The 24,343-nt window shown below is 62.8% G+C and carries 20 protein-coding genes; 6 read left to right on the top strand and 14 right to left on the bottom strand.

The features are described from left to right. The first annotated feature begins 10 nt into the window (after nt 1–10). Nucleotides 11–151: a hypothetical protein gene (locus tag ABDX79_RS12350; protein WP_346220598.1), complete on the top strand. Its 141-nt coding sequence runs from the start codon at nt 11–13 to the stop codon at nt 149–151. Between the two features lie 173 nt (nt 152–324). Here the strand turns inward: ABDX79_RS12350 and ABDX79_RS12345 are convergent, their stop codons facing one another. Beyond that, complete coding sequence (locus ABDX79_RS12345) at nt 325–1,077, bottom strand: SDR family NAD(P)-dependent oxidoreductase (RefSeq protein WP_346220597.1); 753 nt, start codon at nt 1,075–1,077, stop codon at nt 325–327. Between the two features lie 136 nt (nt 1,078–1,213). Then, nucleotides 1,214–3,493, bottom strand: a complete 2,280-nt coding sequence (locus ABDX79_RS12340) for a transglycosylase domain-containing protein (RefSeq protein WP_346220596.1) — start codon at nt 3,491–3,493, stop codon at nt 1,214–1,216. Between the two features lie 338 nt (nt 3,494–3,831). Between ABDX79_RS12340 and ABDX79_RS12335 the strand changes: the two genes are divergently transcribed. Then, on the top strand, nt 3,832–4,629 hold the full coding sequence (locus ABDX79_RS12335) for an SDR family NAD(P)-dependent oxidoreductase (protein ID WP_346220595.1): 798 nt from the start codon (nt 3,832–3,834) through the stop codon (nt 4,627–4,629). An 88-nt stretch (nt 4,630–4,717) separates the two neighbouring features. Here ABDX79_RS12335 and ABDX79_RS12330 read toward each other — a convergent pair whose 3' ends face one another. Continuing rightward, entirely contained in the window at nt 4,718–5,545 is an 828-nt protein-coding gene (locus ABDX79_RS12330; RefSeq protein ID WP_346220594.1) for an alpha/beta fold hydrolase, read from the bottom strand. Between the two features lie 119 nt (nt 5,546–5,664). Continuing rightward, on the bottom strand, nt 5,665–6,498 hold the full coding sequence (locus ABDX79_RS12325) for a MipA/OmpV family protein (RefSeq protein WP_346220593.1): 834 nt from the start codon (nt 6,496–6,498) through the stop codon (nt 5,665–5,667). Between the two features lie 390 nt (nt 6,499–6,888). Here ABDX79_RS12325 and pyc point away from each other — a divergent pair, with 390 nt between their 5' ends. Continuing rightward, nucleotides 6,889–10,347, top strand: a complete 3,459-nt coding sequence (pyc, locus tag ABDX79_RS12320) for a pyruvate carboxylase (protein ID WP_346220592.1) — start codon at nt 6,889–6,891, stop codon at nt 10,345–10,347. Nucleotides 10,348–10,387: 40 nt separating this feature from the next. Here the strand turns inward: pyc and purD are convergent, their stop codons facing one another. Continuing rightward, complete coding sequence (gene purD / locus ABDX79_RS12315) at nt 10,388–11,659, bottom strand: phosphoribosylamine--glycine ligase (protein WP_346220759.1); 1,272 nt, start codon at nt 11,657–11,659, stop codon at nt 10,388–10,390. Between the two features lie 289 nt (nt 11,660–11,948). Between purD and ubiA the strand changes: the two genes are divergently transcribed. Then, nucleotides 11,949–12,932, top strand: coding sequence for a 4-hydroxybenzoate octaprenyltransferase (ubiA, locus tag ABDX79_RS12310; protein WP_346220591.1), 984 nt, complete (start codon nt 11,949–11,951; stop codon nt 12,930–12,932). A gap of 33 nt (nt 12,933–12,965) precedes the next feature. On the opposite strand, the gene ABDX79_RS12305 is transcribed toward ubiA, so the two are convergent. The 4 genes from ABDX79_RS12305 to crtY form a co-directional block, all read right to left on the bottom strand. Further along, nucleotides 12,966–13,160, bottom strand: a complete 195-nt coding sequence (locus ABDX79_RS12305) for a hypothetical protein (protein ID WP_346220590.1) — start codon at nt 13,158–13,160, stop codon at nt 12,966–12,968. 218 nt (nt 13,161–13,378) lie between these two features. Continuing rightward, nucleotides 13,379–14,428, bottom strand: coding sequence for a phytoene/squalene synthase family protein (locus tag ABDX79_RS12300; RefSeq protein WP_346220589.1), 1,050 nt, complete (start codon nt 14,426–14,428; stop codon nt 13,379–13,381). After that, nucleotides 14,425–15,954: a phytoene desaturase gene (locus ABDX79_RS12295; RefSeq protein WP_346220588.1), complete on the bottom strand. Its 1,530-nt coding sequence runs from the start codon at nt 15,952–15,954 to the stop codon at nt 14,425–14,427. The genes ABDX79_RS12300 and ABDX79_RS12295 overlap by 4 nt, the downstream gene beginning before the upstream one ends. After that, nucleotides 15,951–17,132 (bottom strand): lycopene beta-cyclase CrtY, encoded by a 1,182-nt coding sequence (gene crtY, locus ABDX79_RS12290; protein WP_346220587.1) that lies wholly within the window; start codon nt 17,130–17,132, stop codon nt 15,951–15,953. Before crtY ends, ABDX79_RS12295 begins: the two co-directional genes overlap by 4 nt. 325 nt (nt 17,133–17,457) lie before the next feature. On the opposite strand from crtY, the gene ABDX79_RS12285 reads away from it, so the two are divergent. Continuing rightward, nucleotides 17,458–18,738: an MFS transporter gene (locus ABDX79_RS12285; protein WP_346220586.1), complete on the top strand. Its 1,281-nt coding sequence runs from the start codon at nt 17,458–17,460 to the stop codon at nt 18,736–18,738. Between the two features lie 7 nt (nt 18,739–18,745). Here ABDX79_RS12285 and ABDX79_RS12280 read toward each other — a convergent pair whose 3' ends face one another. The 5 genes from ABDX79_RS12280 to ABDX79_RS19730 form a co-directional block, all read right to left on the bottom strand. Then, a complete protein-coding gene (locus ABDX79_RS12280; RefSeq protein WP_346220585.1) occupies nt 18,746–19,465 on the bottom strand; it encodes an HAD family hydrolase in 720 nt (239 codons plus the stop codon). A gap of 7 nt (nt 19,466–19,472) precedes the next feature. Beyond that, a complete protein-coding gene (locus tag ABDX79_RS12275) occupies nt 19,473–20,210 on the bottom strand; it encodes a glutamine amidotransferase (RefSeq protein ID WP_463671170.1) in 738 nt (245 codons plus the stop codon). A 57-nt stretch (nt 20,211–20,267) separates the two neighbouring features. Further along, nucleotides 20,268–20,741 (bottom strand): tellurite resistance TerB family protein, encoded by a 474-nt coding sequence (locus ABDX79_RS12270; RefSeq protein WP_346220584.1) that lies wholly within the window; start codon nt 20,739–20,741, stop codon nt 20,268–20,270. A 330-nt stretch (nt 20,742–21,071) separates the two neighbouring features. Continuing rightward, a complete protein-coding gene (locus ABDX79_RS12265; protein WP_346220583.1) occupies nt 21,072–22,631 on the bottom strand; it encodes a heme biosynthesis protein HemY in 1,560 nt (519 codons plus the stop codon). A gap of 18 nt (nt 22,632–22,649) precedes the next feature. Next, nucleotides 22,650–23,576 (bottom strand): COG4223 family protein, encoded by a 927-nt coding sequence (locus ABDX79_RS19730; RefSeq protein WP_463671169.1) that lies wholly within the window; start codon nt 23,574–23,576, stop codon nt 22,650–22,652. 463 nt (nt 23,577–24,039) lie between these two features. Here ABDX79_RS19730 and ABDX79_RS19725 point away from each other — a divergent pair, with 463 nt between their 5' ends. Beyond that, nucleotides 24,040–24,252 carry a hypothetical protein gene (locus ABDX79_RS19725; protein WP_463671163.1) on the top strand — a complete coding sequence of 71 codons (213 nt, stop codon included), beginning with the start codon at nt 24,040–24,042 and terminating at the stop codon, nt 24,250–24,252. The last annotated feature ends 91 nt before the right edge of the window (nt 24,253–24,343 follow it).

Here is a 24,343-nt window from a genome sequence, read left to right as displayed (position 1 = left end):
AGTACCAACGATGCTGACGAGCTTCACAGCCCTCGACCACACCAAGCTTCAGAAGATCGACGAAAGCGCCGACCGTCTGTCGGGTGAGCCAAGAACCCGCATCCGCTTCTCGCTGCTTCCCCACCGGATCGCGGCACGCAACGCCCGCTGATACCGGCGGACCTTCGAAACCATCGGTTTCATGGGTCGTCGGCAGCCCGAGCGGCGTTTGAGACGTTTGCCGGGCGTGGATTGACCCAACGGGTCAATTCATTCGTCCGGCGGTATTATACCGTGCCCGGCCGGACTTGAAGCCGGCCAGACCCGGCTAAACGACCGCCGGGATCAGATGGACCCGGCCTCGACCATGTAGTTGTTGGCCGTGCACATCGCCGCATCGTCCGATGCGAGGAAGAGCACCATCCGCGCCACGAAGACCGGTTCGATGAGATCGGGCAGGCACTGGTTCGCCCTGTGGGCCTCGATCGCCTCATCGCTCACCCAGAGCTCTTTCTGGCGCTCGGTCATGATCCAGCCCGGCACGACCGTGTTCACCCGGATGCGATGGGGGCCGAGATCGCGCGCGAACGCGCGGGTCATGCCATGCACACCGGCCTTCGAGGTCGTATAGACCGGCATGCCGCCGGCTTTCTCCCACCAGGAATTCGAGCCCATATTGACGATCGAGCCCTTTCCGGCCTCGATCATATGCGGCGCAACGGCCTGCGTGACGAAGAACATGTGCCGGATATTCGTCGCGATGCGCTCGTCGTAATATTCGGGCGTCACGTCCTTCCAGTCATGCCGGTCGTCGCGGGCCGCATTGTTGACGAGGACGGACGGGGCACCGATCCGCGCAATGAGCGCGTCGATCGCCGGCTTGATGGAGGCCGCATCGCGCAGGTCGCAAAACTCGAAGGCGATCGAGGGACCGAGATCGGCGGCGAGCGCCTCACCGCCATCGCGATCGAAATCGAGAAAGCCCACCTTGCTGCCCTGATCGGCAAACGCGCGAACCACGTCCGCGCCGATCCCCGAAGCGCCGCCCGTGACGAAGACGGTTGCGCCGTCGAGGCTCGGATATCTGGCGAATTGCATGTGATTCTCCCATCTTGCCGCCGCTCGCGCGGCAGCTTTCGACGGGGTTCTAGCGAAGGGACCACCGGTCCGTCCATCGCAGTTTCGGCTGGGACCGACGGCCGATTGAACCCATGGTTTCAAAGGCCGTCGAGCGTCACATGCCGAAAATGCTCTCAAGCAGTGAGGGATTGCGAACCCGACCCTGAACGCTGACGCCCGGAGGCGGAGGCGTGTCGAACACCCGGCCGCGTCCGTCTGCGGTCCGCTGGCCACCGCCCACATCTTCGGGCGGGACCTGGCCGGCGGGCGCATAATAGGGATCGCCGTTCGGATCCATCGCCGGATCGTAGAAGCCGCCATCGGAGCCATCGGCGACCAATGGCTGCTGCGGCCCACCGATCTCGTAGCCGCCCGGCAGTGGCGAAGCCGGAATCCCCTTATGCGCGGCGGTCATGAACTTCTTCCAGGCTTCGGCCGGCATCGAGCCGCCCGTCACCTGACGCATCTTCGCGCCGTTGTCATTGCCCAGCCAGACGCCGGCCGTCAGGTTCGAAGTGTAGCCGATGAACCAAGCGTCCTTGTAGTCGTTGGTCGTGCCGGTCTTGCCGCCGGCTTCCCAGCCATCGAGCTGCGCGCGACGGGCCGTACCCGACGAGACGACGCGCGAAAGCATCGCATTCATCATCGCCACCGTATCGGGGTCGACGATCACCGGCGGAACCTCCGCACCACGCTCCCAGAGAAGCTTGCCGTCCTCGGTCGTGACCCGGTTCACCAGATGGGGCGTCGCCTCGTAGCCGCCGTTCGAATAGGGAACGAAAGCATCCGTCAGCTCCAGGAGCGAAACCTCGGACGTGCCGAGCGCGATCGCGGCATTGTCGGTAATCTCCGACTTGATCCCCATGCGATTGGCCGTCTCGATGACGGAAGCAGGGCCGACCGCCTCGATCAACTGGGCGGCGATGGTGTTGAGCGACTTCTGAAGGGCCACCGCGAGGGTTACCGGGCCGCGATATTTGTTGTCGTAGTTCGATGGAGTCCAGTTGCCGATCTTGACCGGCGCGTCGTTGAGCACCGTTTCCGGGCGCCATCCCTGCTCCATCGCCGTCTGGTAGACGAAAGGCTTGAAGGCTGAACCCGGCTGGCGGCGCGCCTGGAAGGCGCGATTGTACTGGCTCTTGGAATAGTCGACACCGCCAACAAGGGCGCGGATTGCGCCGGTACCGTCGATCGCGACGAGCGCGCCCTGAGACACGTTCTGCTTGGCGCTGTAGACGGTTTCCTTGATGACCTTCTCGGCTTCTTTTTCAAGGTCGAGATCGATCGTCGTCTCGACGATCACATCTTCCTTCACCTCGCCGATAAGGTCCTTCAGGTCGTCCATGACGACATCGGCGGCGTAGTTTTCCGCGCCGCTCCAGAAGCTCTTGGCCTTGATCGGCTCTTCGGCCCGCGCAGCCTTGAATTCCGCGTCGGTGATGTAGTTTTCCTCACGCATTGCGGCGAGCACGACATCCGCGCGCTCCTTGGCCGCTTCCGCGTCCCGCGCCGGCGAGAGGCGCGACGGTGCCTTCAGAAGGCCGGCAAGAAGCGCCGCCTCGTGCAACTCGACCTCTGACGCGCTCTTGTTGAAATATCGCCGGGCAGCCGCTTCGACGCCGGTCGCGCCGGAGCCGAAATAGACCCGGTTGAGATACATCTCCATGATCTGGTCTTTGGTGAACTTGTGCTCCAGCCACAAAGACAGGATCGCTTCCTGGATCTTGCGCTGAAGCGACTGTTCGGGGCTGAGAAAAATGTTCTTGGCAAGCTGCTGGGTCAGGGTCGAGCCGCCCTGCACCGTGGAGCCGGCCTGATAGTTCTCGACGGCGGCGCGGGCGATACCGATCGGATCGACGCCGAAATGGTCGTAGAAGCGGCGATCCTCGATCGCCATCACCGCCTGTGGAATCCAGGGGCTCATCTCGTCGAGCGCGACTTCCTTGCCGCCTGTCAGGCCGCGATTGGCGATCATCCGGCCATCGACCGAGACGATCTTCACATTGGGCGGACGATCGGGGATCGCCCAGGCTTCGCTCGGAAGCTTGACCGCGAAATAGCCCAGGAGAACCGCGACGCCGAGCGCACCCCAGACAGCAAGCGTCAGGCTCATGCGGACGAAATGGCCGAGGAAGCTGCGCTTGCGCCGCCCGTTTCCGCCACCGCCGCCGCCACCGCCGCCGGAACCAGACCGGCTCGCAGTTGACTTCGACCGGCCAAGGCCGAAGAAAGAGCGGCGCTCCTTGGGTGCGGAGCCGGATTTCTTGCGTCCGCGAGAGTTCGCGGCCATCGGAACGGCACGATCGTCCGCGGTCACGCGAAAATCGTCGCCGCCTTGTTTTTCGAAACCGCCATCGAAATTCGGTTCGATCCGTTCCTGCCGTCTGGCCGCCATCAGCGTGGCCCCCGCTTCTCAATCCATGCGATCATCTTTACCGCGTCATGCGGTACTCGGACCTTGAGGCGCGCCCCGCACCGGTCCCATCGCTTCCCCTCGTCCGCCTTTCGCAGCGAGACGGGTTACCGTTCGGTGCGCCCCTTAGCGGACGCCTTCCCTTCCAGACTCTAAATGCGGCGATTTAACGGGACCTGAACCAATTGTGGCAGCGCCCGCCGAAGCGGGCAGGCCCTATCATGCAAGCTGCCCATGAATCTCGAAAGCTGCTCCGTCGCAACCTTATCGAAAGCGGTGGGTTCGCCTAGCGAAACCCTTGTCGCCACACTGGAGTCAACATGCATATCGATCTCAGCGGAAAAACCGCACTCGTCACCGGATCGACCGCCGGCATCGGCCTTGCGAGCGCCATCGGGCTCGCGAAAGCCGGCGCGAAGGTCATCGTCAACGGACGCAGCGAAGACCGCGTGGAGGACGCGGTGCGCAAGGTCGTGAACGCCGCCTCCGGCGCCGATATCTCCGGCATCGCGGCGGACCTTTCGACAGCCGAAGGCGTGAACACGCTCGTCGGGAAGGCGGGCGATGTCGACATCCTCGTCAACAATGTCGGCATTTTCGGGCCACAACCCTTCTACGAGGTGGACGACGAGACCTGGGAGAAGTTCTTCCAGCTCAACGTCATGTCGGGCGTACGCCTGGCCCGCGCGCTTCTGCCGAAGATGACCGAGAAGGGCTGGGGGCGCATCGTCTTCCTGTCTTCGGAATCGGCCCTGAACATTCCGGCCGACATGATCCATTACGGATTTACGAAGACAGCGGTCCTGTCGCTTTCGCGCGGCCTTGCCAAATTCGCGGCCGGCACGGGCGTTACGGTCAACTCCGTTCTGCCGGGGCCGACCTATTCCGAAGGCGTCGAGGCCATGCTCGAAGACATGGCGAAGGAGAAAGGCATCTCCGTCAAGGAAGCCGGTGTCGAATTCGTGAAGTCCGAACGCCCGTCCTCGATCATCCAGCGCCCGGCCGAGGTCGAGGAGGTCGCGAACATGGTGGTCTATGCCTGCTCGAGGCAAGCATCGGCGACATCGGGTGCGGCTCTGCGCGTCGATGGCGGTGTAGTCGACTCGATCGTGCCGTAAGGACCTCCCCAAGGCCCTACCGACCAAACAGAAAGGCCCGCCGGTGTCTGTCCGGCGGGCCTTTTTCGTGAACCTCGCGAGGCCCCGTTCAGCTCTTGGCGAACGCCGCGATGTCGTCCACAAGCCTGTCCTGGCTGGTGTAATGCAGCCCGTGGGGCTCGCCGTCATAGGCCTTGAGTTCAGCGTCGGACAGCATTTCGGCGGTCTTCTTCCCTGAAATCTCGAACGGGACGATGCTGTCGCCGGTGCCATGAATCACGAGCGTCGGAACATCGAACGCTTTCAGGTCCTCGCGGAAATCCGTCTTGCCGAAGGCGTTGACGCAAGCGATCGTCGCCCGCAGCGAGCCCATCATCGCAAGCTGCTGGGTCCAGTTCAGATAAGCCGGGGACACGGCATCCGAGCCGTCGTCGACGCCGTAGAACTGCTTGCCGAAACCCGACAGGAAGCCCGGTCGATCCTTGTTGAGTTCAGCGATGAAGCTGTCGAAGGTGTCGGTGGGCAGGCCGTCCGGATTGCTGTCGTCCTTGGCCATGTAAGGCGTGACGGCCGATACCAGCGCGGCCTTGCCGACGCGTCGGCCCTCCGGCTGGTGCCGGGACATGTAGCGGGCAACCTCGCCGCCGCCCATGGAAAAGCCGACGAGAACGGCATCCTCGACCTGAAGATAATCCATGATGGCCGCGAGATCGTCCGACAGCTTGTCATAGTCGTAGCCGGAGGTCGGCTGTTCGGACCGCCCGAAGCCCCGGCGATCATAGGCAATCACCCGAAAGCCGCGCTCGACCAGCTCGTTCGCCGTATAGGCCCACATGTCCGCGTTGAGCGGCCAGCCATGGACGAGGACGATGGGCCGGCCCGTTCCCCAGTCGTTGAAGAACAGATCGACGTCGTCATTGGTGGTCAGATAGGGCATTGCGAACCTCTACGCGGAATTTGCAGTCGGTCCAGAAATGCAGAAAGGCCCCGCATCGTTGCGGAGCCTTGTAAAATGCCGTCGAAAAGCTCGCCGGGCTGAATCAGCCGGATACGATCTTACCAGAGATCGAGCGAGAAGCGCTTGGAGACGCCGAGGCCGAAATAATACTGGTCCTTGTCGCCTGCCTGCGTCGTGATCGGCGAATCGGCCGCATCACCCACGAGGCGATCCCAGGAGGCATCAGCCGTGACGAAATAGTCGGTGAAGATCTCGTAGCGCGCCTCGGCCGCAATGCCGACACTGGTGAAGCCGCCATCGGCATCATAAACGCTGAAGCGACCGCCGGAATTGACGAATTCCGCCGGGCTGACCGAGAAAAAGTCGCCCACATAGTCCGAGTCGCCGAAGGTGGCCGTCGGGCCAGCCTTCAGAAGAAGGCGGTCGGTCGGTCGCGCGATGAGGTTCGCGCCGATATCTCCGGTGAAGCCTTCCGCACCGTTAAAGGCATAGCGAACAGCGCCGTAAACCTCGGCATTTTCCCACTCATACCCGATCTTGACGCCGAGCTCGTAGGTGTCGTCCAGGGGATCGAGGCCGGCGAGGTCCGGGAAGTCCGATGGCTTGCGATCGCCGATATAGTTGATTGAGGGGCCGATCGAAAAGCCGCGTCCATCGCGGCCGCCAAAGGAGCCGATCCCCGGAATGTTTACATATTCGACCGAGGCGATCCCGAAGACCGCGGCCATGTAGTTGTCCGAGCTCAGATATTCCGGCTGGACAGCACCACCGATGCCGAGCTCGAAGACGAGATCCGCGTCGCCGTAGTCGTATGCGGCCGGCGCCGGCGGAGCCGGGTTCGGCTCATAGGTCTGATAGACGTCCGCCGCACCGGCATGAACTGCCGTGGCAAGTAGGATCGCGGTGACCGAGGCGGCGAGACGCATGCGCATGTCCTGATACTCCAGCTTGCAGCGCTTCTATGGTGCTGCCGCGTGCCGGAGCTTGTCTTGCTTCGTGTCACGGGCGGTCGCTGCTTGGATTGCAAACTGGAACGATTGCGCTTGGGGCGCAATTCACACAGGCGCCAAAAACGCTTGCCCCCAGCGGCTTTACCGTGAGCCGTTGCAGCGAGGGCACAAGTTGCGAACGCACGGTGAAAGGCCGGCTGCGACAATCAGGTAAAATTCCTCCCCGATAGGATGTGATTTCCCACCTTCCCTCCCTTGTAAGGAGACGTTCGCGCTTGCGAAACAATGCCCACCGCCGCAATGTAATGCGACCGAACCGGCGGACCTCGGACGATCGCATCAGACCGCCAGTCTTCTCAGGGAGTTGCCCGCGTGCCCATTCGCAAGATCCTCGTCGCCAACCGTTCCGAAATCGCCATCCGCGTCTTCCGCGCCGCCAACGAGCTGGGCATCAAGACGGTGGCGATCTGGGCCGAGGAAGACAAGCTCGCGCTGCACCGCTTCAAGGCGGACGAAAGTTACCAGATCGGACGCGGCCCTCATCTCGAGCGCGATCTCGGCCCCGTCGAGAGCTATCTGTCCATCGACGAGGTGATCCGCGTCGCGAAGCACGCCGAGGTGGATGCGATCCATCCCGGATACGGACTGCTCTCCGAAAGTCCTGAATTCGCCGATGCCTGCGCCGAAAACGGCTTCATCTTCATCGGCCCGTCCGGCGACACCATGCGCAAGCTCGGCAACAAGGTCGCCGCGCGCAATCTGGCGATCGAAGTCGGCGTGCCGGTCGTGCCTGCGACGGAGCCGCTGCCGGCGGATATGGGCAAGGTGCGCGAGATGGCCGAAGCGGTCGGCTACCCCCTGATGCTGAAGGCCTCCTGGGGCGGCGGCGGGCGCGGCATGCGCGTCATCCGTTCGGTGGACGAACTCGAGCGCGGCGTGACCGAAGGCAAGCGCGAGGCGAAGGCCGCCTTCGGCAAGGACGAGGTCTATCTCGAAAAGCTGGTCGAGAAGGCGCGTCACGTCGAGGTTCAGATCCTCGGCGACACCCATGGCAACGTCGTCGACCTCTTCGAGCGCGACTGCTCGATCCAGCGCCGCAACCAGAAGGTCGTAGAGCGCGCACCGGCGCCCTATCTCAACCACGAGAAGCGGCGCGAGATCGCCGGCTACGCGCGTCAGCTGGCCGATGCCACGAACTATGTCGGCGCCGGCACGATCGAATTCCTGATGGATGCCGACACCCAGGAATTCTATTTCATCGAGGTCAATCCGCGCATTCAGGTGGAGCATACGGTCACCGAGGAGGTGACGGGCATCGACATCGTCAAGGCGCAGATTCACATTCTGGGCGGCAAGAAGATCGGCGAGCCTGACTCGGGCGTGCCGAAGCAGGAGGACATCAAGCTCAACGGCCACGCCCTGCAGTGCCGCATCACGACGGAAGACCCCGAGCACGAGTTCATTCCCGACTACGGCCGTATCACCGCCTATCGCGGCGCGACCGGCTTCGGCATCCGTCTCGACGGCGGCACGGCCTATTCGGGCGCGGTCATCACGCGCTTCTACGATCCGCTTCTGGAAAAGGTGACGGCCTGGGCACCGACGGCGGAAGAGGCGATCCAGCGCATGGACCGGGCGCTGCGCGAGTTCCGTATCCGGGGCGTTGCGACGAACCTCACCTTCCTCGAAGCGATCATCGCGCACCCGCATTTCCGGGACAATTCCTACACGACCAAGTTCATCGACCAGACGAAGGAGCTGTTCGAACAGACCAAGCGCCGCGACCGCGCGACCAAGCTCCTGACCTATCTGGCCGACGTCACCGTTAACGGACATCCAGAAACCAAGGGCCGGCCGAAGCCTTCGGCCGATCACGCGAGCCCCGTGGTCCCGCGCTTCGATGCCCCGATCGTCGACGGAACGCGCCAGACCTTCGAGAAACTCGGCGCCCAGGGCTTCGCCGGCTGGCTAAGCGAGCAGAAACAGGTGCTTCTCACCGACACGACCATGCGCGACGGCCACCAGTCCCTGCTTGCCACGCGCATGCGCACCCATGACATCGAGAAGATCGCCGAGTCCTATGCGCGCGGCATGCCGAACCTCTTCTCGCTGGAATGCTGGGGCGGGGCGACCTTCGACGTCTCCATGCGCTTCTTGACCGAAGACCCGTGGGAACGGCTCGCGAAGATCCGCGAAAAGGCGCCGAACATTCTTCTTCAGATGCTGCTGCGCGGCTCTAACGGGGTCGGCTACACGAACTATCCCGACAATGTCGTGAAGCACTTCGTTGCCGAAGCCGCCAAGGGCGGGGTCGACGTGTTCCGCGTGTTCGACTGCCTGAACTGGGTCGAGAACATGCGCGTTTCCATGGACGCGGTCATCGAGTCGGGCAAGATCTGCGAGGGCGTCGTCTGCTACACCGGCGACATCTTCGATCCCGAGCGCTCGAAATACGATCTCAAATATTACATCCAGAACGCCAAGGAAGTGCGGGACGCCGGCGCTCACATCCTCGGCGTCAAGGACATGGCCGGCCTTCTGAAACCCGGCGCGGCGCGGGTTCTCTTCAAGGCGCTGAAGGAAGAGGTCGGGCTGCCGATCCACTATCACACCCACGATACATCCGGCATTGCTGCCGCGACCGTTCTGGCAGCGATCGAAGCCGGCGTCGATGTTGTGGATGCGGCGATGGATGCCCTGTCCGGCAACACCTCCCAGCCCTGCCTTGGCTCGATCGTCGAGGCATTGAAGCATTCGGACCGCGATCCGGGCCTCGATGCCGAGGCGATCCGCCGGATTTCCTTCTACTGGGAAGCGGTTCGCAACCAGTATGCCGCCTTCGAGAGCGATCTGAAGGGGCCGGCCTCGGAGGTCTATCTCCACGAAATGCCGGGCGGCCAGTTCACGAACCTCAAGGAACAGGCACGCTCGCTGGGCCTCGAGACCCGCTGGCATCAGGTCGCCCAGTCCTATGCGGACGTCAACAAGATGTTCGGCGACATCGTGAAGGTGACGCCCTCCTCCAAGGTCGTCGGCGACATGGCGCTGATGATGGTGAGCCAGGACCTGAGCGTGTCGGACATCATGTCCGGCAAGGACATCTCCTTCCCCGATTCGGTCGTCTCGATGATGCGCGGCGATCTCGGGCAGCCGCCGCAAGGCTGGCCGGAAGACATCCAGAAACTCGTGCTGAAGGATGAAAAGGCCTCCACAGCGCGGCCCGGCTCACTCCTCAAGGACGCCGATCTCGATGCCGAGCGCAAGACGATCGAGGAGAAGCTCGGCCACAAGGTCTCCGATCAGGACTTTGCGTCCTACCTCATGTATCCGAAGGTCTTCTTCGAATTCGCCAAGACCATCGAGAATTACGGCCCGGTCTCCATGTTGCCGACGCCATCCTATTTCTATGGCATCGAGCAGGACGAGGAGATTCTCGTCGATCTGGAGAAGGGCAAGACGCTCGTCATCCGCTGCCTCGGCTTCGGCGAGACCGACGAGAAGGGTGACCGCACGGTGTTCTTCGAGCTCAACGGCCAGCCGCGCCGCGTGAAGGTTCCGGACCGCGCCCATGGCGCCTCGGGCGGTGCCGCGCGGCCCAAGGCGGACGCGGCGAACCAGAATCATGTGGGCGCGCCGATGCCCGGCGTCATCTCGACGCTTGCCGTCGCCAAGGGCCAGGAAGTCAAGAAGGGCGACGTCCTCCTCTCCATCGAGGCGATGAAGATGGAAACGGCGCTTCACGCGGAACGGGACGGCACGATCGAGGAGGTCCATGTCTCGGCGGGATCACAGATTGACGCCAAGGACCTGCTGGTCGTCTACGCGGCCTGAACCCGCAAGACCGAAGACAGGAAAAAGCGAAGAGGGAGGCTTATCCCTCTTCACGCATGATGGCGCGGTGTCCGATATCGGAGCGCCAGAAGCCGTTCGACCACTCGACGCCCGCGAGCACGTCATAAGCCTTGCGTGCTGCCTCATGGACGCTCGCGCCCTTGGCCGTGACGTTGAGAACGCGCCCACCCGTCGCCGTCAGCCTATCGCCGTCGCGCGAGGTTCCCGCGTGGAAAATGAAAGCGTCCTCCGCCGTAAGCGGCAGCTTCGCGATCTCCGTTCCCTTCTCATAGGCACCGGGATAGCCGTTCGAGGCCATGACGATCGTCACCGCCCGATCGTCGGACCATTCCGGTGAGATGCCCGAAAGATCGCCCTTTGCCGCGGCGAGTAGGACCGGAAGGAGGTCGCTCTTCAGGCGCATCATCAGTACCTGGCATTCGGGATCGCCGAAGCGGACATTGTATTCGATCAGCTTCGGCCCCGTCTCCGTCAGCATCAGGCCGGCATAAAGCACGCCCTTGAAGGGGGCACCGGCCTCCGCCATGCCGCGCATTGTCGGCTCGACGATCTCGCGCATAGCGCGGGCAACGAGCGTGTCGCTCATGCCGATCGCGGGCGAATAGGCGCCCATGCCGCCAGTATTCGGTCCACGATCGCCATCGAAGACGCGTTTATGATCCTGCGCAGTTCCGAACAGGAGCGCGCGGCTGCCGTCGCAGACGCAGAAAAGGCTTGCCTCCTCGCCTTCGAGAAACTCCTCGATCACGAGTTCCGCGCCCGCGCCACCGAATTCGCCCTCGAAACAGGCGTCGATCGCGGCCAGGGCTTCTACTTTGGTCTCGGCGATGGTGACGCCCTTGCCGGCCGCAAGACCATCGGCCTTGATGACGATGGGACAGGCGCGGTCTTCGATCGCCGCACGGGCGTCGGGCGCGTTGTTGAACCGCGTGTAGCGTCCGGTCGGAATGTCATGCAGCGAGCAGAGATCCTTGGTGAAGCCCTTGGACCCTTCCAGTCGCGCCGCTGCGGCGGACGGGCCGAAGACGGGCACGGATTCGGCCTCCAGCCTGTCGGCAAGGCCTGCGACCAGCGGCGCTTCCGGCCCGATCACCACGAGGCCGATCGCCTTGTCCTTGCAGAAGGCAACGACCGCGTCGTGATCGCCGGCATCGAGATCGACGAGGCTTGCGCATTCCGCGATGCCGGGATTGCCCGGAGCAACGTAGAGCGTACCGAGCTCGTCCGACTGGGCGAGTTTCCAGGCGAGCGCATGCTCTCGTCCACCCGATCCGATGAGGAGTACGTCGATCGCCATTGAATGCTCCGTCTGGTAGAGGCTTCGGGTTCAGTCACCCGTGGCAAACGCGATACGAAGTGCAGCGATAGCCGGTCAAGTCATCAGGGCGTCATGCTGGTTCGCCCGGCCTGGCCGATCGAAGCTTCAGGCGGCGCGGACCTGTCTTTGAATTTCGATGTTGTAAGGCCATCGAACGGATTTCCGTTCAATGCCCGATGCAAGCCCATGCGGCAGGATATTTTCCGTAGAATGCGGACGAAAAAGCTTGACTGGCGCGCCGCGAACACGCTTTTTCCGGCACATGGCGAATCCCGATCCCAGCACCTTGGCCGATAAAGACCGCGTCGCAGACGCCCCATCCGAAAACTGGGTCTATCGCTACCTTCCACAGGCCCTGTGGCCCTATGCGCAGCTTGCGCGCTGGGACCGGCCGATCGGCTGGCAGCTTCTGATGTGGCCATGCTGGTGGTCGGCTGCCCTTGCGCCGCTCGCAGCGCCAACGACGGCCGTCCATATGGGCCTTCCAAGCCTCTGGCACCTGTGCCTGTTTCTGGTCGGCGCCATCGCCATGCGCGGCGCGGGCTGCACCTATAACGACCTCGTCGACCAGGACATCGATTCATCCGTCGCGCGAACGCGCTCGCGCCCCCTGCCGTCCAAGCGCGTCAGCCGGCGCGATGCCAAGCTCTTCATGGTGGCGCAGGCGCTGACCGGATTTCTGGTGCTGCTCCAGTTCAACCCGTTCGCGATCTTTCTCGGCATCGCCTCGCTCGGCGCCGTTGCGATCTATCCGTTCCTGAAGCGCTTCACCGACTGGCCACAGCTCGGCCTCGGCCTCGCCTTCTCATGGGGCGCGCTGATGGGATGGGCCTGCTATTGGGGCAGTCTCTCGCTCGCCCCGGTGCTGCTCTACCTCGGCTCGATCCTCTGGGTGATCGGCTACGACACCATCTACGCCCATCAGGACAAGGAGGACGACGCCCTTGTCGGCGTTCGCTCCACGGCGCAGCTGTTCGGCGAAAAGACCAAGCAGGCGATCATCCTCCTTTATGGCGGCACGATCGTCCTGTTTTTCCTCGCCTTCGCCTTCACCGGGAACGCGGTCGGGTGGCCCGCCTATCTCGGCCTTGCGATCGGCGCCGCACAGATGGGCTGGCAGATCATGAGCCTCGATATCGACAACCCGTCCGAATGCCTGCGGCTGTTCAAGTCCAACAGCGCATTCGGCTGGATCGTCTTCTTCGGGCTCGTCTTCTCGGCTCTGTGGTCCATCACCGCCGTCTGACCGGCGTTCGAAGGACGGTCCTTCGGGATCGGATCAGGCTTCCGCGACCTCGGAAGGGGCGCAGCGATAGCGCTGGAGTGCCCATTTCGGTCGGCCTTTCATGTGCTCGATGGCAGCCATCTGCCCGAACATGGCGCACTGCATGAGCGTGCCATGGAAAGACACATTTTCACGATGGCAATCGGTCGGTTCGGATTTCAGGCAAAGAAGCAGGGTCATGGCGATCATGGCGAAACCTCGTTCGCGTTAATGATTATCGCCGATCGACCTCCCGCTTGGATCGACGGGTTTGTCCGGATCGTCCACCCCGAATATCCCCCGGATATGACCTAGTGTAAGAAAAAGCTTGCACTGCACAATCCTAAAAATTAGGCATGCGACATATTTGTGCAGCGCGATATGGCGCTGCGCATGCTTTGGATCAGGAAGAGGCGATTCCGGGCGCGCTATGCGCCGATCACGCCGTCGCCGAGCTCAGCATGGCGCGGCCGGGTCCAGAGATCGGCCGGACGGACACCGTTTCGGCGAACGGTCCGCGAGCCAAACGTCCGCCCCGCACCCTTCACGGCATGCAGGACCTTCGTTCCCACCCCCGTCGAAGCGCGATCGTCCCACGCCTTGTTTCGGCGCGTTCGGATAACCGTTCCGATTTCACGATAGACGCCAAGCGCGGTCGCGACCGCCCAGGCCGCGCGCGCCGGCAGGGCAGCCAGTCCATCGGAGGCCGAGGCGTAATAGGGTTCGGCGAGATCGAGAAGGCGAAGCGCAAGGCCCGTGGCAGCATCGCGGTTTCGTGGCAAATGGATCGCATGCGCCGGAACGCCGGCCTCATCGAGCCATGTCCTCGGCACGTAGACGCGGCCCGCCTCCCCATCGTCGACGATGTCCCGCGCGATATTGGTGAGCTGGAAGGCCATGCCGAGGTCTGAGGCGCGATCGAGCGTCAGTGTCACATCGAAGCGCGAGCCGCTATCGGGGCGCACACCCATGACCCTCGCCATCATGACGCCGACGACACCGGCGACGCGATAGCAATAATCGAGCGTGTCATCGATCGTCTCGTAAACCCGGCCCTCGACATCCATTCGAAAGCCTTCGAGATGGGCCATCAGAAGGCTCTCGGGAAGATCGTGCCGGAGCGCGACGTCGCCGATCGCATCGAACGGCGCCTCTCCCGTGCTGCGCCCTCGCACGGCTGCGAGCGTCTTGTCCTCGATCTCCTTCAGGCGAGCGTGCTCATCGGCCTCGCTGACATGGCCCGGCCGGCGAAATCCGAGGATCTGATCGTCCACGACGTCGTCGCAATACCGACACCAGGCGTAGAGCATAAGGGCACTGGCGCGGGTTTCCCGGTCAAAAAGGCGGGCAGCGGCCGCAAAGCTCTTGGAGCCCTTCGCGATCGTCGCCTCGGCTTCTGCGGCCAGTGCCGCACGCTCACGCTTCTCGAAGGGGAGGCTTCCGGCGATCGGCCCGTCGAAGCGATCGGCAAAGCTCACGCCGGCACGCTCGCGAGACCCGCGTCCTCGATCATCAGGCCGGCCGTTGCCTTGGCCGAACCGACGACGCCGGGCACGCCCGCACCCGGATGGGTGCCCGCGCCGACGATATACATGTTCGGGATGCGGTCGTCGCGGTTATGCGGGCGGAACCATGCGCTCTGGGTCAGAACAGGATCGAGCGAGAAGGCCGAACCGAGATGGGCGTTGAGTTCGCTCTTGAAGTCGGCCGGGGTGAAGATGCGGCTCGTGACGAGATCGTCCTTCAGGCCCGGAATGTAGCGTTCTTCGAGGTAATCGAGGATCTTGTCGCGATATTTCGGCCCTTCGACCGCCCAGTCGATATCGGCATTGCCGAGATGGGGCACGGGCGAGAGCACGTAAAACGAACCCATTCCATCCGGCGCAAGCGATGGGTCGGTCACGCACGGGTTATGCAGGTAGAGCGAGAAGTCTCCCGCGAGTTCTTTGCCCTTGAAAATCTCGTCGATCAGCGGGCGATAGCGCGGCCCGAAGCAGACCGTATGATGGGCGATATCCGGGCGATGGGTCTTGAGGCCGAAATAGATGACGAAGAGCGACATGGAAAAGCGCTTCTTCTTGAGCGCGGCTCCGTGCTTTTCGCCCCGCTCGCTCCGGCCCATGAGTTTGGCATAGGTGTGGACGACATCGGCGTTGGAGGCGACGAGATCAGCGGGATAGCGATTGCCCGCCGCCGTCGTGACGGATGTCGCCCTGCCGTTCTCGATCGCAATGTCCTCGACCTCCGCATTCAGTTCGATCCTGCCGCCGATATCGGTGAAGAGCTTGACCATGCCGCGCACCAGCGCGCCGGTTCCGCCGCGCGGAAAGAACACGCCCCATTTGCGCTCAAGCGCATGGATTAGCGCATAAATCGAAGAGGTCGCGAACGGATTGCCGCCGACCAGCAGCGAATGGAAGGAAAAAGCCTGCCGCAGCTGGTCGTCCTCGATGAACTGGGAGACCTTGGCATAGACCGAGCGATAGGCTTCGAGCCGCACGAGCTGCGGCGCGGCGCGCATCATATCTTTGAAGTTGAGGAACGGGACGGTGCCGAGTTTCTCGTAGCCTTCGTGAAAGACGTCCTTCGAATAGGCAAGGAAGCGGCGGTAGCCCTCCACATCCTTCGGGTTCTTCGCGCCGATCTGGCGGTCGAGATCGTCCTGGTCGTCGGCATAGTCGAAGACAAACCCGTCTTCCCAGGCAAGGCGATAAAACGGTTTGACCGGCAGCAGCTCGACATAGTCGGAGAGCTTGGCCCCTGCCACGTTGAAAAGCTCTTCGAGCGCGGAGGGATCGGTGATGACCGTCGGGCCGGCATCGAAGGTGAAGCCCTGATCCTCGTAGACATAGGCCCGGCCGCCGGGCTTGTCGCGCTTTTCAAGGAGGGTCGTCTGGATTCCGGCTGCCTGGAGGCGGATGGCGAGGGCAAGCCCGCCGAAGCCGGCACCGATTACGACGGCGGTCTTCGTGTCTGAGGACAGCTCACGCGGCATCTGGTTCATGCGGGTGCCCCTTCCACCGAACTCGGCGACAGCACTTTCAGCGCGCTGATGACGCTGACGGGAGGCTTACCGGTGAGGATGCGCACCTTGTCTGCCCGCCGCAGCTTGGCGGCATAGAAGCGCGAGACCACCGGCTCGGGCAGACGATAGAAATGCTGCAGGATAACGTAACGCTTCAACGGATCACCGGCGAGATAGAGGAGTCGGTTCAGCATACGGAAGAAGCCCCGCTCCTTCCACGTGTCGACCGAGTGACGGCATGTCGCAGCATAGAGCGTTTCGGCGGAGTGGTCCGGCAGCCCGGCGATGATATCGGCGAGATGGACCGCGTCGGGCAGCGAATAGCCGGTGGTCGGATGGAAGAGCGCGGCGTTGAGACCGCTCGAAGGAACGCCCTGTTTCTCGCGCCAGAAGGCTTCGATATCGCCGGCAAGCGCAATCGGCAGGACACCATCTTCCTCTCGGACCACCCTCCCCTCGGGCCAGCCCTTTTCAAGCCGGTAGCGATCGATGTTCCGGCGGATCACGTCCCGGTCGAGCGCTCCGCCATCGGCATAGTAGGTGTCCTCGACGAGAAGCCGCGTCGCCGACATGGGCAAGAGATAGACAAACCGGTAGCCGTCCGCCTGGGGAACGGTCGCATCCATGATGACGGGCCGCGGAACGCCGTGCGGCTTCGCGAACTCGATCTCCTGGCCGAGAAACTTCTGGAAGCCGAGGCGCAGGTGCTCGCTCGCGCGATGGCCGCGGCCATCGATCACCGCACCGGCCTCGATCGTCTCTCCGCCCTCGAGGACCACCCGTTCGGCCCCAACTTCTGCGGCGCGACGTCCGGTCATAATCCGATCGCCGAGCCTTTCCATGAGGCAATCGCGAAACCGGTCGGACGGGGCGCTCATATATCCGGTCGACAAAGACCTGCGACGATCGGGGAACTGCACTTCGTTGGTCTGCCAGCGATGGCCGATAAAAGGTTTCATCCAGCGATGTTCGGCACTCGTCAGATCGTGCTCGTGGAAGGACCAGGTGTGGTTGCCGCCCACCTCGTCGCCGGCTTCAATGATCACGACATTGAGATCGGGGCGCAATTCGGCGAGGCGCCAGGCGATGAGCCCGTTTGCCAGTCCACCACCCACGAGGGCGATGTCGATCCGGTTCCTGTTCGAAGACGAGGTCAATCCCGCATTGCCTCGCCTGATTGAAGCATGGTCATTGCCATTTCGTCCCGCCTGCCCTTTCGGAATGCCGATCGCATTCGCAATTTGCCTTTCAGGCAAGGTAATCCATCGCGGTCCCGGCTCAAGTCTTCCGCAGTTTTGCGGTTTGCGCGAAAGGACGCGGGGCTCACCGGCTCAGAGCAGCTTGCGCTTCGCGACCAATCCGTGAACGAACCCGATCATATCATCGATTGCAGCCACGCCGCCGCTGGGATAAGCGCGTGTTACGACTGCCTCTCGGGCCGAACGAGACTTGGGGAGGAACACTCACCCCGAGGCCCGCCCCTTGACCGACGACATTCCTGACGACCTCGGCGCAAAGCCCGGTGCCGGCTCCGCGAAAACGCCCGATGACGACCGGTTCGCCGCATTCCGGAACGATCGGTTCCTCAGATACTGGCTTGCCCGTTTCCTGTCCGCCTTCGCGGTTCAGGTCGTCGTGGTCTCGGTCGGCTGGCAGGTCTACGATCTGACGCGCGATCCCTGGGATCTCGGGCTCATCGGGCTCTGCCAGTTCATGCCGGCGCTGGCTCTCGTTCTCGTCACGGGTGCCGTCGCGGATCGCTATTCGCGGCGCTGGATCATGGGCGCGATGGCTGTTCTCGAAGGCGTGAGCGTCATCGTTCTGATGATCTTCACCTGGGAAGGGCTCGTCTCGCCTGCCCCCATCTTCCTGATCCTCATCGTGCTCGGGATCGCGCGGGCGTTTTTTGGACCCGCCTCACAGGCGCTCGTCGTCAATCTCGTGACCCGCGACGAGCTCGCCAACGCGATCGCCTGGAATTCCTCGTCATGGCAGATCGCCTCGATCACCGGCCCCGTCGTCGGCGGTCTCCTCTACGGGCTCTCGCCCCTCATCGCCTATGGCACGGGCGTGACCCTGTTTTTTCTCTCCAGCGTTCTGGTCCTGTCGATCAAGACGCCTGCCCAGCGCCTCCCCACAGAAGCACCGAGCCTTGAGACGATTATCGCAGGCTTCCGCTTCATCTGGCATGAAAAGGTCGTTCTCGGCGCGATCTCGCTCGATCTCTTCGCCGTTCTTCTCGGTGGAGCCGTCGCGCTAATGCCGGTCTATGCGCGGGACGTTCTGGAGGTCGGGCCTTGGGGTCTTGGTCTTTTGCGGGCAGCGCCCGGCGTCGGCGCCATTCTCGTCGCCCTCTGGCTCACGGCCCATCCGATCAAGGACAATGCGGGGGCGATCATGTTCGCCTTCGTCGCCGCCTTCGGTGCATTCACCATCGTCTTCGGCCTCTCGACCGTCCCGTGGCTCTCCATCGTCGCGCTCGCCTTGATGGGCGCATCCGACATGATCTCGGTCTATGTGCGCGAAACCCTGATGCAGCTTTGGACGCCGGACGAGGTGCGCGGCCGGGTGAACGCGGTGAACATGGTCTTCATCGGCGCGTCGAACGAACTCGGAGAGTTCCGGGCTGGCACGATGGCCGCCTTCATCGGCGCGGTGCCGGCTGTCGTTCTTGGCGGCTTTGCCACGGTGGGTGTCGCGGGCCTCTGGGCCTATATGTTCCCGGATCTGCGCAGGGCAAAACACCTCGCCGCGCGGGACTGAGGCCGGGTTATCGTCGGCATCCAAACCGACTCAACAGGTCTGGGAGTTCGGCAAGCGTCTCGATGCTCCTGAACCGGTCTTCCATAACACCGGCGGGCGAATCGGCCAGCTCGTGTGCCCATGTCAGATCATGCGGGACGTGGACGGCACAGGCCCCGGCATCGAGGGCCGGCAGAATATCGGACTTGAGCGAATTGCCGACCATCACGGACCGCTCGGAACCGTCTCCATGAGCAGTGAAAATGCGTCGATAAACGTCGGCCGTCTTTTCGCTGACGATTTCTACGGCCTGAAAAAGATCACCGAGCCCTGAAGCCGCTAGCTTGCGCTCCTGATCGAAAAGATCGCCCTTCGTGATCAGGACGAGGCGATAGTCACCGGCAAGACCCTCTAACGTCTCGCTAACATTCGTCAGGAGTTCGACCGGATGGGTCAGCATGTCGTGGCCCATGGCGAGGATTTCGCTGATCGCCTGGGTTTCGATCCGCCCTTCCGTCATCTCAAGGGCGGTCTCAATCATGGAAAGGACGAAGCCCTTCACCCCGAAACCGTAGCGCCCAAGGTTTCTCTTTTCGATTTCGAGAAGCCGGTTCGAAACGAAAGCGCCATCCGCATGCGCATCCAGAAGACCGCGAAAGCGCTCCTCGGTGAGCTGGAAATGCTTTTCGCTGTGCCAAAGCGTGTCGTCGGCATCAAATCCGACGGTCGTGATGAAATTGCCGGCCATTTGAAATCTACTCCACGGCGACCTTCTCACCGAAGATCTTCGTCAGAAAGGCGTCGAGCCAGCGCTTCACCGGCTCGTCGTAGAGCGCGCGGCCGTGAAAATGATCCTTGCGATGCTGAGCACCGGGCAATGTGAGACGTTCGTGGCCTTTCGTAGTCCAGCGATAGACCATCGCAAGGGTCAATTCTGCGTGGAACTGAATGGCAAAGGCCTTCTCGCCATAACGAAACGCCTGATTCGGATACCAATCGCCCTCGGCCAGAAGGTCGGCCCCTCTCGGCAGGTCGAAGCCGTCCGTATGCCATTGATAAATCATGTCCGGCCAGTCGGGCAGAAATTGACGGCCTGCCTCTGTCGCCCGCAAAGGATAGTAGCCGATCTCGGCGAGCCCTTGCCTGTGCTGTTCGACCCGCGCGCCCAGATGCCTCGCCAGCATCTGCGCCCCGAGACAGATGCCGAGAAACGGCTTTTTCTCGTCTAGGGGTATGGAAAGCCAGTCCGTCTCGCGGTTGATGTAGTCGAGATTGTCGTTGACGCTTGGCGGCCCGCCGAAGACGATCGCACCGGAATGCCCATCAAGGGATTTCGGCAGTGGCTCGCCAAGCACAGGACGGCGAATGTCGAGCCGGACATTGTGGGCGTTCAATACCTGCCCGACACGGCCGGGCGTCGAGTTTTCCTGATGGAGGACGACCAGAATCGGCTTCATCCGCCGACCATCCATGCGATATCGCACGCCGTCCATCATGCCATTCGTCCGTTCGCGCTCATCGGTGTGAAACCGTGCATGCTCGTTCATGGGTCAGGTTCGCACCTTGTCGGCGAACTCCTTCTTCAAAAGCATCCGCTCGCGCCCCGAAACGCCGAGAAGTTCCGAAACGCGCCAGACGACATTGTCTTCCAGCTCGTGAACCTCGCCGTCTGCAAAGGTCACCTCCCAGAGATTGCGGACGAACTCGATCCGCGCCTCTTCGTCGAGGCGGCGCTTGAGAACGGATGTGAAGCGGTAAAGATCGACCGATTCGTCGCTCGCCCGCTCCCCTGCCGCGGCAACGTCGAGTGCCTGATCGCCGGAAAGACCGTAATCGTCCCTCAAGAGGTGGAGAAGACTCTGGCGTTCCTCTGCCGTGACGATTCCATCGGCGGAGGCGACGTGGAACAGAAGCGCCGCAACGGCGACGACGAGTTCGTCCTGACCTTCCGTTTCGCGCGGAGACGATTCCACGACGAACTGACCGAGAAAATCACGGAAACCGGAAAAGAGCGATCCTGCCATATCCTCGAAAACCTATCCTGACCCTCTGCGACCCGATCCCGTCGACCAGCACCAGACTAGCAACATTCGAAATTGCCGTCGCGCCGCATTCCACGCCAGCACGCTGAAGGGAAAGGCATCGGCAAAGCGTAATGCCGACCGCTTCATGGCCGCTCGGACCACATTTCGCCGCACCGCCAGACCTCAGATACGAAGGCCGATAACCGCCTGATCGCAATCCGCTTCCGCCAAGGGGAGCACATGGCTTTTTCAACCAGGTTGCCCCCCGTTCGGTTGCATCAGGACGCACGCAAAAATCGTGCAGCCAGCAGAGACAGCGCGTTTTGCACCTTAACGGCTGCTGGACGCACCCGTATTGTCGACCTTACCCTTGATGGCGAGAAGCGCGCTCGGATAGGCCGTTTCGCCGTTCCCGGAACTGTTCTGAGAAAGCGCGTATTTCGGACTTGGCCCGCCATTCTGTCCCTTCGTTCCATCGTCGGGCGCGGTCTGGATGGGTGTCGAAGCAGGGCTGGCCGAGCCACCGGACGATCCGATCACCCGTGCGCTTTCGCCATGATCGCGGGGGCGAGCATCGATCACCCGGCTCTCATTGCCGCTCTGATGTTCGACCGGTGATTTCCACTCGACGATACCGAGCTTGTGGGTGACCGGCGAGACCGGCCGCCATTCGTCGAGAATGACCCCGTCGGCCATCCAGACCGCATCGCGCGGCGCGGTGATTGCCTTGGCAAGCCATTCGCGAATACGTCCGACTTCTCCGCTCTGCTCTTCCTCGATATCGGCAAGCAGCAGGTAGACGCTCTCGGTCGGCCGCTTCTGAGCAGCTTCGAGCGCCGAAGCCCGCGCGAGATCGTATTCGCCAGCATCGAGAGCCGCGCGGGCGACCGCAATGACGGCCTCAGGATGCTTTTCGTGGAGCGACTGCAGCTTTTGTGCCCGGCGAAGCCTGTCTTTCGGCGAGTCGCCGGCCTTTGCATTGACATAGGCGTCGGCGATCTCCGGATGGGGCGCGTTGACCCAGGTCGCTTCGAGATAGCGCATCGCGCGGCGCGAATCATTGGACCGCAGGGAAGCATCGGCTGCAGCGAGAGCCGCCGGAACGAAATCAGGCGCGATCTTCTGGGCACTGCGCGCAGATGAACGCGCACCCTTCGGATCGGAATCGAGCTGATCCTTCGCCTTTGCCGTCAGAAGGATCGCGCGCATCCGCTTGGCGTCCTTCTCGCCGAGCATGTCGATCGAGCGCTGGGCTTCGAGAACTCTCAACGCGCCATCCCAATCCTTGCTGGAAGACTTGCGTTCGAGAACCGCCTCGGCCGCCCATGGCAGATTGGGCGCGATTCGCAGGGCCCGCTCGGCATAATATTCCTGGGCATTTTCGTCGCCGACGCGCTTGGCTTCCAGGAAAAGACCGCGAAGGGCGAGAAGCTTCGTATCCGGATCGCCTTCCATGTCGCGAAAGATCGAAACGGCGCGCTGGTGGTCTCCCTCGATCAATGCGGTCTGGGCATCGAGAAATCCGAGGATAGCCTTGTCGTCCTTGCCGACGCGGCCACGGCTCTTCTTGATCATCTGACGGGCAAGCATCGCGTTGCCGGCACCGGCCGCGAGAACACCACGCGAGAGATAGTCATGGCCCTTGCTGTGACGCCGGCTTGAACTCCACGAGGAAAACGCGCCTGGCGCCTGAAACAGCTTAGCGATGATCCAGACGACGACGATGGCCGCGACGATGATCGCAATCGCGCCCCCAAGGAACAAAAGCAGCGACGTCTCGACCGTCTGGCCGTGCCAGACGAAGGTGACGGATCCCGGATTGTCCGCCAGCCAGCCGAAGCCGAGGTAGAGCGCAAGGATCAGGATGAAGAATGTCAGTATGCCCCACATGTTTGGCAGTGGCTCCCGTTATCCTTGGTTGGTCTTTTCATTGGTGCCCGAGCCCGACGCGGAAGAGAGCGCGTCGGAAAGCACCTGATTGGCTGCGAGCCGTGCCTGAACGTCGGCGAAGAAATCGCTGCCGGCCTTCTGGGCATCTTCGGGGAGCGTCTTCCACTCCTCGACGAAGCCCTTGAGGTCGCCGGTCGAGATGTCGTTGTCGAGCCGGGCGATGATGGCATCGGGTGTGTTGACGTCTTCCGGGACTTCACCGCTCGACCGGGTTTCGACGAGCGATCTCAGGCCCGCCATCACCTGATCTGTCACCGGTGCATCCGTGCCAGGTCCGGTCAACGCCGCCGAAACCTTGCCCTCGACATCGGACCAGCGCTGGGCGAGCATCCCGTCCGTCGGAATGCCTTTGTCGGCATAGGGCTGCAGCGCCGCGACGGTGTTCGCCGAACCACCCGCACTGCTGTAGTTCTGAAGCTGCGTCGCGAAGGGATTGCCGTTGTCGATCGCGCTTTTCAACCCGGCCGCGGCAAGCGCGAGCTGGGCCTTGGAATTGCTCTCTTCGAGCGCGGAGATACGTGCATCGGCCGCTTTTGTAGCCTTCTCGATCGCGGCCTGCAGCTCCTGACGGGTTTCTCCGATAAAGGCATTGGCCTGATCAGCAGACTTCTGGGCGGCGGCAGCGGCTTGCCCGGCCCCGGTCGTTGAGGCCTGCAGGTCCGAGACACTGCCCTGCGTATCGCTCAGCGCCTTCTTGAAGGCGCTGATGTCGTCGGTCGCGCCGGTTGCATCCTGCTGACCGGAAGCGGCGGACGCTGCAGCGCTTTCGAGGGCTGTGATGCGATTGCCGAGCTGCTCAAGCTCCGCAGGCGAAAGGCCGGGGATGCCGTCGCTCGCCCCCTGATTGGCCGCAACGCTCGCTTCGATCTCCCGGCGGAGCGTCACCAGCTCGGTGGAGAGACGTTCGATATCCTGGCCGGTCAGGTCTTCGGAAACCACCGGCGCACCGGCGAGGCCGGCGCGGATTTCATCAAGATAGCCATAGGAATAGAGATAGGCCGTGACAACCAGCGCCACGAGGGCACCGACGAGACCGGCCACCAGAGCACCGCCGAAACCAAGGCCCGAACTCGCGCGGGGCGGAGTGGTGCCGGAACCTGAGCCAGCCATCGACGGCGTTTCTCCTCGTTCGGATGCGGGGCGGGCCGAAGCCTCCGTACGCCTCACCGGTTCCGGTGTGCGGGTCACGGCAGCCGGCCCCTGATAGCCACCTGTCTTCGACCAGTCCGAATTGCGCCCACGACCTTCTGCCGCGACGGGTTCGCCGATCGACGCATCGACATCGGCTTTGTCAGACTTGTCCTGAGGCGGAACGGCCGAGGCAGGCTGCTCGGCTGGGGATGCGAGAGTGCCCTGCGTCGTCTTGTCTGCGGAGGCTTCCACCGTCTTCGGCTCACCCTCGACATGCTTCGCGACGATGGAATCGCTCTCTTCGGACACCGTTTCGCTTCCGGTCCCGGCCGCTGCCGGCGTCACCGCAGCGTCGGATTTCGTGCCTGCGCCTTCGGGCGCGGCGCTTTCCGTCGCTACTGCTTCCGCCGACGGCTCGGCCTTCGACTGAGGCGTGTCCACCTTGGTCGACTCACCGTCGATCGTCTTGTTGCGCGAACGGTTTGGGCGAGAACGCCGCGGACGGTTCGTCATCGAGACAG

The organism is Fulvimarina fulva (assembly GCF_039652615.1).
Lineage (GTDB): Bacteria > Pseudomonadota > Alphaproteobacteria > Rhizobiales > Rhizobiaceae > Fulvimarina.
This window is presented reverse-complemented; position numbering and strand designations above follow the sequence as displayed.

What these genes read in the sequence shown, in the direction of transcription:
- ABDX79_RS12350 (WP_346220598.1), top strand. Translation starts at nt 11, where the DNA reads ATGCTGACGAGCTTCACAGCCCTCGACCACACCAAGCTTCAGAAGATC.
- ABDX79_RS12345 (WP_346220597.1), bottom strand. Translation starts at nt 1,077, where the DNA reads ATGCAATTCGCCAGATATCCGAGCCTCGACGGCGCAACCGTCTTCGTC.
- ABDX79_RS12340 (WP_346220596.1), bottom strand. Translation starts at nt 3,493, where the DNA reads ATGGCGGCCAGACGGCAGGAACGGATCGAACCGAATTTCGATGGCGGT.
- ABDX79_RS12335 (WP_346220595.1), top strand. Translation starts at nt 3,832, where the DNA reads ATGCATATCGATCTCAGCGGAAAAACCGCACTCGTCACCGGATCGACC.
- ABDX79_RS12330 (WP_346220594.1), bottom strand. Translation starts at nt 5,545, where the DNA reads ATGCCCTATCTGACCACCAATGACGACGTCGATCTGTTCTTCAACGAC.
- ABDX79_RS12325 (WP_346220593.1), bottom strand. Translation starts at nt 6,498, where the DNA reads ATGCGCATGCGTCTCGCCGCCTCGGTCACCGCGATCCTACTTGCCACG.
- ubiA (WP_346220591.1), top strand. Translation starts at nt 11,949, where the DNA reads ATGGCGAATCCCGATCCCAGCACCTTGGCCGATAAAGACCGCGTCGCA.
- ABDX79_RS12305 (WP_346220590.1), bottom strand. Translation starts at nt 13,160, where the DNA reads ATGATCGCCATGACCCTGCTTCTTTGCCTGAAATCCGAACCGACCGAT.
- ABDX79_RS12295 (WP_346220588.1), bottom strand. Translation starts at nt 15,954, where the DNA reads ATGAACCAGATGCCGCGTGAGCTGTCCTCAGACACGAAGACCGCCGTC.
- ABDX79_RS12280 (WP_346220585.1), bottom strand. Translation starts at nt 19,465, where the DNA reads ATGGCCGGCAATTTCATCACGACCGTCGGATTTGATGCCGACGACACG.
- ABDX79_RS12275 (WP_463671170.1), bottom strand. Translation starts at nt 20,210, where the DNA reads ATGGACGGCGTGCGATATCGCATGGATGGTCGGCGGATGAAGCCGATT.
- ABDX79_RS12270 (WP_346220584.1), bottom strand. Translation starts at nt 20,741, where the DNA reads ATGGCAGGATCGCTCTTTTCCGGTTTCCGTGATTTTCTCGGTCAGTTC.
- ABDX79_RS12265 (WP_346220583.1), bottom strand. Translation starts at nt 22,631, where the DNA reads ATGTGGGGCATACTGACATTCTTCATCCTGATCCTTGCGCTCTACCTC.